Source organism: Staphylococcus sp. GDY8P126P (assembly GCF_017891965.1).
Taxonomy (GTDB): Bacteria; Bacillota; Bacilli; order Staphylococcales; family Staphylococcaceae; genus Staphylococcus; species Staphylococcus saprophyticus.
Genome location: NZ_JAESKG010000003.1, coordinates 65341 through 78172, shown reverse-complemented (window position 1 = coordinate 78172; position 12832 = coordinate 65341). Strand labels below are relative to the sequence as shown.

The 12832-nt window shown below is 34.1% G+C and carries 9 protein-coding genes and 1 pseudogene; 6 read left to right on the top strand and 4 right to left on the bottom strand.

What is annotated here, in order from left to right:
- Positions 1-119: 119 nt before the first annotated feature.
- Positions 120-1490, bottom strand: a pseudogene (locus KA893_RS05725) (aldehyde dehydrogenase family protein).
- Positions 1491-1786: 296 nt separating this feature from the next.
- On the opposite strand from KA893_RS05725, the gene KA893_RS05720 reads away from it, so the two are divergent.
- The 5 genes from KA893_RS05720 to KA893_RS05700 all read left to right on the top strand — a co-directional run bounded on the left by KA893_RS05720 (position 1787) and on the right by KA893_RS05700 (position 5547).
- Positions 1787-2218: a MarR family winged helix-turn-helix transcriptional regulator gene (locus KA893_RS05720; RefSeq protein ID WP_037537676.1), complete on the top strand. Its 432-nt coding sequence runs from the start codon at positions 1787-1789 to the stop codon at positions 2216-2218.
- 69 nt (positions 2219-2287) lie between these two features.
- Positions 2288-3244, top strand: coding sequence for a ring-cleaving dioxygenase MhqE (gene mhqE / locus KA893_RS05715; RefSeq protein ID WP_041079308.1), 957 nt, complete (start codon positions 2288-2290; stop codon positions 3242-3244).
- An 81-nt stretch (positions 3245-3325) separates the two neighbouring features.
- The gene (locus KA893_RS05710; RefSeq protein ID WP_075339881.1) at positions 3326-4231 is read left to right on the top strand and encodes a VOC family protein; all 906 of its coding nucleotides are present in this window, start codon (positions 3326-3328) and stop codon (positions 4229-4231) included.
- Positions 4232-4261: 30 nt separating this feature from the next.
- Positions 4262-4864 carry a methylhydroquinone degradation carboxylesterase MhqD gene (gene mhqD, locus KA893_RS05705; RefSeq protein ID WP_069826151.1) on the top strand — a complete coding sequence of 201 codons (603 nt, stop codon included), beginning with the start codon at positions 4262-4264 and terminating at the stop codon, positions 4862-4864.
- Positions 4865-4992: 128 nt separating this feature from the next.
- Positions 4993-5547, top strand: a complete 555-nt coding sequence (locus KA893_RS05700) for a cysteine hydrolase family protein (RefSeq protein ID WP_129531105.1) — start codon at positions 4993-4995, stop codon at positions 5545-5547.
- A 91-nt stretch (positions 5548-5638) separates the two neighbouring features.
- Here the strand turns inward: KA893_RS05700 and KA893_RS05695 are convergent, their stop codons facing one another.
- Both KA893_RS05695 and KA893_RS05690 read right to left on the bottom strand, forming a co-directional pair.
- Complete coding sequence (locus KA893_RS05695; protein ID WP_075339879.1) at positions 5639-7054, bottom strand: anion permease; 1416 nt, start codon at positions 7052-7054, stop codon at positions 5639-5641.
- A gap of 314 nt (positions 7055-7368) precedes the next feature.
- A complete protein-coding gene (locus KA893_RS05690) occupies positions 7369-8418 on the bottom strand; it encodes a YkvI family membrane protein (RefSeq protein WP_115343723.1) in 1050 nt (349 codons plus the stop codon).
- 323 nt (positions 8419-8741) lie between these two features.
- Here KA893_RS05690 and KA893_RS05685 point away from each other — a divergent pair, with 323 nt between their 5' ends.
- Positions 8742-10541, top strand: a complete 1800-nt coding sequence (locus KA893_RS05685) for a cation:proton antiporter (RefSeq protein ID WP_069821596.1) — start codon at positions 8742-8744, stop codon at positions 10539-10541.
- 60 nt (positions 10542-10601) lie between these two features.
- On the opposite strand, the gene KA893_RS05680 is transcribed toward KA893_RS05685, so the two are convergent.
- Positions 10602-12554 (bottom strand): fructose-1,6-bisphosphatase, encoded by a 1953-nt coding sequence (locus KA893_RS05680; protein ID WP_210125618.1) that lies wholly within the window; start codon positions 12552-12554, stop codon positions 10602-10604.
- Positions 12555-12832 lie beyond the last annotated feature (278 nt).

Below are 12832 nucleotides of genomic sequence, written 5' to 3'. Positions count from 1 at the left end.
GTCATAAATAAGCTATGTGCACCTTTTTTATTTTGAGCACTTTTCCGTCAGTATCAATCTAATGAACTTATATTATAAAAATAATAGTCGGTATTAACAAAAGGCATGGTCTAAGTTAGTTAATCATATCTAATATAAGAAACAGTTGTATTATAATACTCTTCTAAGCCATGAATACCATCAGCGCCACCTAAGCCAGATTCTCTCCAACCAGCATGAAAACCATTAACTACTTCTTCGGCTTCACAATTGGCAGAAACTTCAACAAATTTAAGTTTTTCAGTAGCTAACATAATTTCTTTTAAGTTTTCAGAAAAGATATATGATGATAAGCCTGCATTCGTATCATTGGCTTGGTTAAGCGCATGTTCAAATTCAGAATATGTCACAATTGGTAAAACAGGACCGAATATTTCTTCTTTGAACGCACTGTCTTCGGGATTGATATGATCTAAAATAGTAGGAGCATAAAAGAAACCAGAACGCTTAATTTTATGAACACCAGTGATTTATTGAGCACCATTTTATACAGCATTTTGTACTTTGTCATCTATACTGTCAAGTTGTTGTTGATTAATAATGGCACCATAATCTGTAGATTCATCAAACGGATCGCCGACTGTTAATTGTTCCATTTGAGCTTTCAATTTGTCGATAAATGTATCGTGAACATCTTGGTGGACAAAAATACGCTCAGGACAAGTGCAAACTTGACCAGCATTATTTATTCTTGCTGTAACAATATAATTAACGGCTTTATCTAAGTCAGAATTTGGTGTAACGATAACTGGCGCGTTACCTCCAAGCTCTAAGTTCACTTTTTTGACTGTAGAGGCACTTTCAGCATAGACAGACTTGCCAGCGCGCATACTACCGGTTAATGAAATGAGTTGGATATCAGGATGTTGTGCTAGTTGCGTTCCTACAGTTTCACCTGTACCTGGTAATATTTGTACTAGGCCAGCAGGTATCGTTGAGGCACGTAGTAATTCTGCGATTTTTAATGTAATTAAAGAAGTTGCTTCACTTGGTTTAATGACAACAGAGCAACCAGTAATAACAGCAGGAATCACTTTTCTCATCAAGACCATAATTGGCGCATTCCAAGGTACAATGCCTGCAGTTACTCCAATCGGTTTTTCGTTAGTAAAATGGTTTCATTTTCACGACTATTTTGTAAAACTTCTCCTTTATTATTCATACTCAATCCAGTCATATAGTCAATGAATTGAATAGCTCTATCAATTTCACCTTTTGCTGAAGCTAAGGTTTTACCTTGCTCTTTAACATAAAGTTCAGCTAATGTATCTTTGTTTTGTTCTAATAATGGAATGAGCAATTTAACATGATCAGCGCGTGTAGGCTCTGGTGTTTTTTCCCATTCTAATTGAGCTTGTTTGGATTTTTCTACAGCATCATTGACTTCGGCTTCCGTTGCAAATGTAATCGTATCTATTTTTTTCTCTTGTTGCAGGGTTGATAACATCCATTGTGTCAGTAGATTTACTTGCTATAAATTCATTGTTTATAAATAATTGATTCAATTGTGACACCTCCACAATATATACATAACACTTAAGTAATGTTGAAAAACCGAACGCTTGATTTTCATTGAAACGTACATTCAATATATTATTTTATATGTCCAACTGAAAGTGCTTAAAACGGACTAATGCTAAATTTGGAGCGGGTGATATATTTTTTATACTTATATGTTGACAGAAAGTGAATAGCCCATTATAATTTATCTCGAATTCGAAATAAATTTAGGGAGTAGGTGAATAAAGTGGATCGTACACAAATATCTTTAAATACATTTGTTGGTTTAAATCGAACCTTAGATCATCTAATGAAAATCGTTAAAACAGATGTGCAACGTTATGGATTAAATGTAACAGAATTTGCTGTAATGGAGCTGCTTTACAATAAAGGTGACCAACCCATTCAACGCATCGGTAATCGTGTATTAATAGCAAGTAGTAGTATTACGTATGTCGTAGATAAATTAGAAGAAAAAGGCTGTGTAGTTAGACAACGTAATGAGAAAGATAAGCGTGTGACGAATGCATCTTTAACCGATAAGGGACGTAGTATGATGGATGAAATATTCCCAGATCATGCATCAACATTAGAATCTACTTTTTCAGTACTAACAGATGAAGAAATAACGGTATTACAAACAGCTTTAAAAAAATTAAGTGCTCAACCGATTGAATAAAAGGGCACTTAAAATTTTTATCAAAAATTACTTCGAAATCGAGATAATTATAAGAGAGAGGCGTTTATTATGACAAATAACCAATTATTAGGTATTCATCATGTCACAGCAATGACAGATGATGCGGAAAGAAACTATCAATTTTTCACAGAAGTATTAGGTATGAGACTCGTTAAGAAAACAGTAAATCAAGATGATATTTATACGTATCATACATTTTTTGCGGATGACGAAGGCTCGCCTGGAACGGATATGACATTCTTTGATTTTCCTAATATTCCTAAAGGGGCAGCAGGTACAAATTCAATTACACGTCCTTCATTTAGAGTGCCAAACGATGAAGCGTTGGAATATTATGAGCAACGATTTGACGAATTTAATATTAAACATGAGGGTATACAATCACTCTTTGGTACAAAGGTATTACCGTTTGAAGAGGTAGATGGTCAAAGTTACCAACTGGTGTCTGATGAGCATAATAAAGGTGTGGCACCAGGTAAACCATGGAAAAATGGTCCAGTACCAATGGATAAAGCAATCTATGGTCTAGGTCCTATCGAAATTACCGTGAGTTATTTTGAAGATTTTATGAAAATACTTGAAGATGTATTTGGCATGACAGTCTTAACTAAAGAAGACGGAGTAGCCATTTTAGAAGTCGGTGAAGGGGGTAATGGGGGTCAAGTTATCTTAAGGAAAGATACAGATGGACCTGAAGCAAGACAAGGTTATGGTGAGGTGCATCATGTATCATTTAGACTAAAAGATCATGCAACAATCGTACAATGGTTAGAAAAATATCAAACATTAGGTATCGGTAATTCTGGTTTAGTAGATCGATTTTATTTTGAAGCGTTATATGCACGAATAGGACATATATTAATTGAAGTTTCTACAGATGGACCTGGATTTATGGGTGATGAGCCTTATGAAACATTGGGTGAAAGTCTAGCTTTACCACCATTTCTAGAACCACAAAGAGCCTATATTGAATCAGAAATACGTCCGTTTGATACAAGCAGATAAAAGGACTTTTGGTTAGAGTAAACCACCATAGCATAAGATATAAAGGGAAATTTAAATTCAAATATTTAAGGAGGTAATTTTATGGAAGCAATTCAACATATTCATCATATTTCAGCAATTGTAGGTAATCCAGAAGAAAATATTCGATTTTACAGAGATGTATTAAATCTAAAATTAATTAAAAAAACGGTTAATTATGATGATCCATCCACTTATCATCTTTACTTCTCAAATGGAAATATTGAAAATGGTACGATTTTAACGTTTTTCAATTGGCCAAATGCACATAAAGGTCGTAAAGGAAATGGGCAAGTCGAACGCATTGCTTTTAGAATACCTAAAAACTCAAGGGATATTTGGAAAGCACATTTACAAGCACATCAAATTGAAGTAGTAGAAACTAGATTGTTTGATCGTGAAACATTAGAATTTAACGATACACATGACTTACCTTTAGCATTAGTTGAAGCAGATGACGATAACGACCAAACTGACACACAGAGTATCATTGGATTTCATGGGGTGACTTTATTATCTAGTCATCCTAAGGCAACGTTGAATACACTAGTAAACGATATGGGTCTTCATAAAGTGAACGAAGATGACAATGTGGTACATGTTGAAACAAAAGGCCATTGGCAACATCATGTGATTATCAAAAAAGAAAGCGCTCAAATGAATGTTCGTTGGGGTGTTGGTGTTGTTCATCACATTGCTTGGTCAGTTCCAACTGATAAAGTACAACGAGAATGGTTAGTTAAAATGACTGGTAAAGGTTATCATGTGACTGACGTTAAAGATCGCAACTATTTCAAAGCTATTTATATGAAAGAGCAGGGTGGCATTATCTTTGAATTTGCGACAGAAGGCCCTGGTTTTACAGTTGATGAACGATTTGAAACATTAGGTACGCATTTAGTATTACCACCTCAATTTGAAGACAGAAGAGAAACGATACTTCAATTGCTACCACCTATTCGTATATAGAAAATAGATATAAGAGGAGGCACACTTGATATGGAACATATTTTTAGAGAAGGTGAAGCAAATGCACCTACATTGATTTTACTACACGGGACAGGTGGAGATGAAAGTGATTTATTACCATTAAGTCAGCTACTTAACCCTAAGTATAATGTGTTAAGTATAAGAGGTGAAGTATCTGAGAATGGAATGAACCGTTTCTTCAAACGTCACGGTGAAGGACAATACGATATAGAGGATTTAAACTTTCGAACAGATAGACTCATTGCATTTTTAAAAGAAGCTGCTGAACGCTATGGTTTTGATTTATCGCTAGCAATTCCTGTAGGTTTTTCAAACGGTTCTAATATTGCAATCAGCATGATTTTACATCAGGACATTTCATTTCAAACAGCACTGTTATATGCACCACTTTATCCGGTGAATGATGCGAATGATAAAGATTTAAGTGGTATGCATGTATTACTTTCAATGGGTGAACATGACCCAATTGTTACAAGCAAAGATAGTCAAAATGTCATTGATTTATTCGAAAACCGTGGTGCAAATGTCACGCAAGTTTGGGTGAATAGTCACGAAATGACTCAAGCAGGTGTGGTAGCGGGTCGAGACTTATTAAATAATATTTTTAAATAATTTCCCAATATAAGTCACCATTTGTTATACATGATACAAAGTGTAGATGGCTTGTGGCGATTTCAATTTTAGAAAATGAAGTCAATCTAGACTATAATATATGGATAATAGAAAAGGTGGCGATCATAATGAATCATCAAGCGTTGATAGTGATGGATATGCAAAATGGTATTGTAAATGGTTTGCAGCAAAAAGAAAATATAATAGCTAATAATCAAAAAGTAATTGAGACTGCACGTCGTAATAGTATGCCAGTCATTTTTGTACGTGTTGCGTTTACAGGGGAATATATGGAAGTTTCACCAAATAATAAAATGTTTTCGCAAATGAAAGCAAAAGGCGTGCCTATGAATAAACAAGATGAATCAACTCAAATTGTTGAAGCGTTGAATCGCCAAGCAAAGGAACCCCTTGTAACGAAGCATCGATTAAGTGCGTTTACTGGTAGTAATTTAGAGGTGTTATTACGCGGTTTGCAAGTTGATCATCTTGTACTTACAGGTGTGAGTACAAGCGGTGTCGTATTATCTACAGCAGTTGAAGCGGCAGACAAAGATTATAAGCTAACGCTATTATCAGATGCAATGGCCGATCAAGATGTAGAAAAACATCAATTTTTAATCGACAAAATATTAACGCGTTATGCAGATGTGACAACAGCAGAAGCATGGTGTAACAGTTAAAATAAAAATAAAGGCCCTATGTTATATTTCAAACATTTACATGACTTTAGCATTAATCATGTCGTTGAAATCATAACATAGGGCTTTATAGTTACATAAGGCCGATGAGTTTCATCCATAAAGAGCCGATACCTAACCATACAATAAAGTAAAATATCGCAAGTACGGCATTCATCGTCCACCATCGATTTTGAGAAACATAGCCTGCTGAATATAAAATAGGTGCAGGACCACTACTATAATGTGTAGTAGATGCCATTAAATTACCGAAGAAACCTAACATTAACGCACTGAAAAGTGGTGGTGCACCAGTAGCGATAGCGACGCCTAATAATGCTGAGTACATAGCACTTACATGCGCGGTTGAACTAGCAAATAAATAATGAGAATAGAAGTAGAATAAGATTAATAGTACTAACACGATTGGCCAACTAAGACCTCCTAAACTACCTGAGATAGACTTACTTAGCCAAGGAATAAAGCCCAGTTCATTAAGTTGATTAGCCATCATTACTAATATTGAGAACCATACTAATGTATTCCAAGCACCAGTTTCTTTGAGTACGTCACTCCAAGCAAGGACACCGGTAATGAGTAATAAGGATAGTGCGATAAAAGCGGTTAATGTCGCATTGATATTTAACGTGCTACCTAATACCCAAAGTGCAAGTGCAACGAGAAAGATGCTAACCATAAATTTTTCACTGGTCGCCATTTTACCCATATCTTTAAGCTCGTTTTGAGCCCAAGATTTCGCATTAGCAGTTTCTTTAATTTCTGGAGGATACATTTTATAAATAATTAATGGCACAAGGATTAACGATATGATACCAGGGATGAGTGCTGCAATAAACCATTGCATCCAGGTAATATCTACGCCTTGATGTTTCGCTAAAGATTGAGCCAAAGGGTTGCCTGCCATAGCAGTAAGAAACATGGCAGCTGTAATAAGGTTGCCGTGGAATTCTGTAAAGATAAGGAATCCACCCATTTTACGTTGGGTACCATCTTCAGGTTTTGATCCAAATGAACGGGAAAGTGCATTAATGATTGGAAACATAATACCACCAGCACGTGCTGTATTACTTGGTGTGGCAGGTGCTAAGATTAAATCTACACCAATCAATGAATAGCCCAAGCCTAAAGTTTTCTTACCAAATAATTTAACAAATTGTAAGGCGATGCGTCGGCCTAGACCTGTTTTTACAAATCCTCTTGAAATAAAAAATGCCATTGCTATAAGCCAAATACTACTATTTCCAAATCCAGAAACTGCCGTGTCTATCTTAACGGTTTGCGTTAATACCGCGAGTGTAAAACCAATCATTGCAACGGCGCCTATTGGAAGTGGTTGTGTAATACAACCAATAATTGTTGCTACAAAAATTGCAAACATATGCCATGCGCCAACATCTAAGCCTTCTGGTCTAATTGGGGTAAGTAGCCAGATAATGATACCAATCAATATGGGAAAGATAAATTTTCTGTAGTGGATGTCACTATTCATATTATGATGCACCTTTCTTGTCCTTTTATTTGATAAAAAACTAAATATAGTACAAGTATATGATATTAAAATCGTATTTAAGAAAACTAGCGTAGAAGACGCAACTAAAGCGCTTACCACACTAAATTTAACATCATATTAATTTATTATAAGATTTTTCATAATAATTATAGTTCTGTCAAAACCTTATGTAAAGCTAGCTTTTAGAAAAATAATGGCAACATCATTAACTTATAGCGTATAAGTTAATGATGTTGCCATTTACAGAGATATTTTATTGTAATAAGCAATAGTTTAGCATTTTTAAATGGGGGTTATTTACGTGAAATACCTTTTATCAAAATTGGAAATAATAATATAAAACCAAAGATCCCCATAACAGGAAATACTTTTCCTATTAAATCAATAAACCCAATGAAGGTCGTAGCAAAGGTAAGGATTGCCATACAAATAATCATAATATAATAATGTTTGCTATAAGGTCTTGTAAATCTAGAAGCAAATGCATACATAAGACCCACGACAGTATTATAAATAACTAATATCATAACGATAGACATAAATAAACCAATCATAGGAGAAATTTCTTTTGCTAATAATAGTGATGGCAGTGCGACATCTTTTATGTGAGAGAATTGCGATACCATGCCTAAGTTTAACATAAGCAATAAGAAAGTAATGATTAAGCCACCTATCATGCCTCCGTAAACAGAGGAAGATTTAAATTTTAAACGACCTCCCATTACAGATAAAAAGCTGAACGCTGCTGCAATTTGTAAGCTCCCATAGTTAATTGCATCGAACCACCACCATTGATCAGAACGAGTCCCGGTATTCGCGTATTGATTGGGATCACTAAAGCTGAGTGAACCGGTCATTAAATAATACATAGCAATAATAGTAACGATAATAACTAAAAAAGGTGTGACCATACCTAGAATTGCGATGAGGCGTTCAAATTTTAAGAATAATGTTATTAAAATAATTGAAATTAAAAGTACAGAACTCAATGCATATGGTATATTAAAACTTTCATGAATCGTTGAAACCCCACCTGCCGTCATAATCATAGCGAGTGCAAGTAGAAATAAAGTTAAGATGATATCAAATAAAGTGGCAATACGCTTGGGTAAATAATACTTTATAGGTCCAGTGTGGTTATGTGCATTTAAATTATAGCCAGTTTGGAGTACAAAAATGCCACCTAGAGTGACAATACAACCCGTTATAATCACGCCCCAGATACTGTAATTGCCATTACTGGTAAAGAATTGGAATATTTCTTGACCTGTAGCAAATCCAGCGCCTACAACCACACCAACAAAAGCAAATGCCACAATAATAATTTCTTTTAAACTTGTCATAGTCATATAAATCCTTTCAATGGTGTAGATAATATAAATGTCATTCATATATATAAACTCACAATTTATTATTTTAGCTTAAAATAAAATAAATTGAAAAGAAAAAGTATTTTTGATAAGAACAATTGTATTTTTAGAGAGAACTTAAAAGTGCGCACATAAACGTATTTAGATTAATGGTTTATCAAAGTGGGTAAATGATGAAGGTTCTTTGGATGCGTTAAATTTAAAAATTTGATAGTATGTTTTTTTATTATGTGATAAATGTTTAAAGTGATTTGGAAGATAACGAAATTTAATCTGTATAAGAGAGAGGGAACAAAGTGACTTTATTAAACTTACCACTAACATTACTCATTGTTATCTTTTTAGCGTTGGGTATTTTTAGCCAATGGTTCGCCGATAAAATAAAATGGCCATCCATCGTTGTTATGGCTATTGTAGGGTTGCTTGTGGGCCCTATTTTTGGATTGATTAACCCTCAAGAAAGTTTGGGTCAAGAGGTGTTTAGCCCACTCGTTTCGTTGGCAGTTGCAATCATCTTGTTTGAAGGTAGCAGTAACTTAGATTTTCGTGAGTTAAAAGGTATCTCTAAAGCAGTTATAAGAATCATTACTATGGGGGCAGTGATTGCTTGGATTTTAGGATCCATGGCTTTACATTTTGTATTAGGTTTCTCAGTAACGATATCACTTGTATTAGGTGGCTTATTTTTAATTACGGGTCCTACCGTGATTCAACCATTATTAAAACAAGCGAAAGTTAGGAAAAGTGTAGATTCCATCTTAAGGTGGGAAAGTATTATTCTTGATCCTATTGGACCAATGTTAGCGTTAGGTGCATTTTATGTTTTTCAAATCGTAGAGCAAGGTTTTGAGATTCAAATTATTTTAAGTTTTGCTTTACGTTTTGTTATTGCTATTGTTATAGGTTTTGGCGCATCTTATTTATTTATGTTGCTCATTAAAAGAGATCTCATTCCACAAAATTTAATGCCACCCATCCAATTGGTTTTTATTTTACTTATTTTTGCAATATGTGATGAAATATTGCATGAATCAGGGCTACTTGCGGTAACCATATTTGGGTTAATGATGGCACGTATGAAGCGTCATGATTTGATCTTTAAAGAATCAGATCATTTTATTGAAAATGCATCTTCTATTATGGTTTCTACCGTCTTTATATTAATTACGTCTTCGTTAACTTTAAATGTGTTAGAAAGTATTATATCGTGGAAACTATTTATATTCTGTGCAGTCATGATTATATTAGTCAGACCTATTTCTATATTGTTATCTACGATGAATACTGAGATTTCTAAACGGGAAAGAGCTATGGTTTCAATGATGGCACCACGAGGTATTGTCGTACTTACTGTTGCACAGTTCTTTGGAGGCTTATTTGTAGAAAAAGGAACACCCATGGCAGAATACATCACACCTGTTACATTTGGATTAGTATTTATAACTGTGGTCATTTATGGCTTTAGTTTTCTACCGTTAAGCAAAATGATGCACCTTTCAAGTACCGAACCACCGGGCGTCATTATTGTTGGAGAAAGTGAATTTTCATTTCATTTAGGTGCGAAATTGAGGGAACATCACATTCCAGTTATGACTTTTAATTTATTTAATAACACATCAAAACGAGCACAGGAATTAGATTTTGAAGTATTTGAAGGCAATTTATTATCTAGTAATGATCGTATATATGCCGATATGACACGTTACAATAAATGTTTATTAATGACTCAATCTTTTGTGTTCAATAGTTTGGCGTTTAATGAATTAGTGCCTGAGTTTGGTTTGAAAAATGTCAACATGATGCCAGTTTCTTTTAGTGATGAACATGCGCGAAGTAACTTAGATGGACCAATTAGAAATCACATACTATTTGATTCTGATTTTACGTCGCATTGGTTTAATCGCTATATCGTCGAACATAATATTTTAGAAATGCCAGTTTCGAGTAAGGATAATTTAACGGCTTATGACATGGTCCTCTATCATATTGATGATAATAACGAAGTCACATTTAAACGTGATAATCAAAATATTACAAATTCAGAAGAAGGTATGATTGGCTATTTAAAAGATGCTTATTTACATTCGAATATATAAAAAATCCCCGTCCATACAGATTGAAAATCATGTGTGAACGGGGTTTTTTATGAATACTGTTTAGTTAACATAACGATCATGCATAAGTTCTTTTAAAATATCGATTTTTTCTTGAATATCTTGTCCGGTGTTTGTATGTCTTATTTTTTGTCGTTGTAATTCCTTATCGACGACACGACGTATAGAAAGTTCATCAGCGCCATTCAGTAAAACATGTTTTTTGGAATTAAAATGTTGGTGTGCGACTAGTTGCATACCAAATGAATTATAAAGTAATGTATAACCTGCGATACCTGTTGTTGACTGATAAGCTTTCGAAAAGCCACCATCAATCACAATCATTTTTCCTTCAGCTTTAATTGGATCTTCACCATCAATTTCTTTGACAGGTGTATGCCCATTGATAATGTGCCCTTGTTCAGGGTCTAAGCCAAAATCTTTGAGCATTTTTTTACACATATTAACATCCTCACGCAAATGGTAATAAGGGTTTTTAGTTTCTTTATGCGCTGTTTTGTCTTTAATAAAGTAACGCTCGAAAGTCGTCATAGCGCGTTTGCCAAATAGTGAAGAGTATTTACCAGTCCAAAGATACCATACTAAATCTGTGGCTAAATCGTCTTGAATATCTTTGTGATCAAAAGCTTCTCGGACGTAATCTTCAAAATGATCTAATAAATCTCTGCCATAGCATTTCACATCGTTGATAACCATTGATTCCATTTCACCATTTTCATCTACTGGAATACAGCCGTGAATCAATAAATTACCGTTATAAGGCAGGTAAAGCGTGCCTTTTTGCATAAGGAAGGTCATATGTCGTTTCAATTTTTCTGATTGTTGGACAGATAATAATAGTTTATCCATCACTTCTGACTCTTCGTCTGTGAGTTTGTTTGGATCATTTGGGTCAATCGTTTGGAAACAAGTATTTTCTAATGGATATGTTTTTCCATAGAGTGTTGCTTCATTTTTTTCATAGTTAATACTTTCTAATACCAATCGTTCTTCCATTTCAAAAGTAGGGCGACGTTTAATGATTGGTGCCTCTAATTTAAATTGTATGATGGTGATGGCTTGATGAATTTTTGTGATTTGCTCAAGTTCTAATTCAGTTAAGCCTTCAGCATTTTTAGGTCTGAATGCTTTGTTTTTTCCATCATAATGTTTTTCTGCAAGGGTTAATAAGGGTCTTAAATTGATACCATAAGCATCCTCAATAATGTCTAAGTTATCATAACGTGCACAAATGCGAAGTAGGTTTGCAAGGCAAACTTTGGAACCTGCATAGGCACCAATCCAAAGGACATCATGATTTCCCCATTGAATATCTACTGAAGGATAATCAATCAGTGTTTCCATAATTTTATCAGGTTCTGGTCCTCTGTCGTAGATATCGCCAACAACATGAAGGTGATCCACTACAAGGTGCTGAACTGTGAAAGATAAGCCAATGATCAAATCATCTGATTGTTCTAGCTCTATGATTTGATTAATTAATGTTTCATAATAAGAATGTTTATTATTATATTTATTACTTTTATATAACAGTTCTTCTATAATAAAGACGTAATTTTTTGGTAAAGATTTGCGTAACTTTGTGCGCGTGTATTTGGATGAAGCATAGGTGATTAGTTTTATCAGACGATTAATCGTTGTAATGTACCACTCATTGAGCTCGGATTTTGAGCTAAAGCTGTTTTTAATTAATTTAAGTTTTTCTTCAGGATAGTATACAAGCGCAGAAAATTCATTAATTTCTTTGCGTGTCAAAGTATCTTGGAAGATATCATTAATTTTTGAACGAACGTTGCCTGAACCATTACGCAATACGTGTTGAAAGGCATGAAATTCACCGTGTAAATCACTCACAAAATGTTCAGTACCTTTAGGGAGTTCCAAAATAGACTCTAAATTAATAATTTCTGTTGCAAGTTCTTCTTTAGTATTAAATTGTTGTGAAAGTAAATCTAAATATCTATCTTTTAGGCTCTTATCTGCTGATTTCTGCATGGTTATGTCACTCCAGTTGTAAAAATATCGTAATTATGAAATGCATTTTATAAAACGCTCCCAATTTATGTTTCTTATTGTAGCATTAATTGGCACGCCTTTGTCTATTTCTTATTATATTATGAAGTTAAATTAAATTCTAAAAAATGGATTGAGTGTATATTACTATCTGAAAAATTTAAGGTTTATTAGTAAGCGCATATGTTAGAAAAGTAGAAAAAGGAAATGATGCTACTCAAATATAATAAAATGGGGATTTATATAAAAGTTGTAGGAAA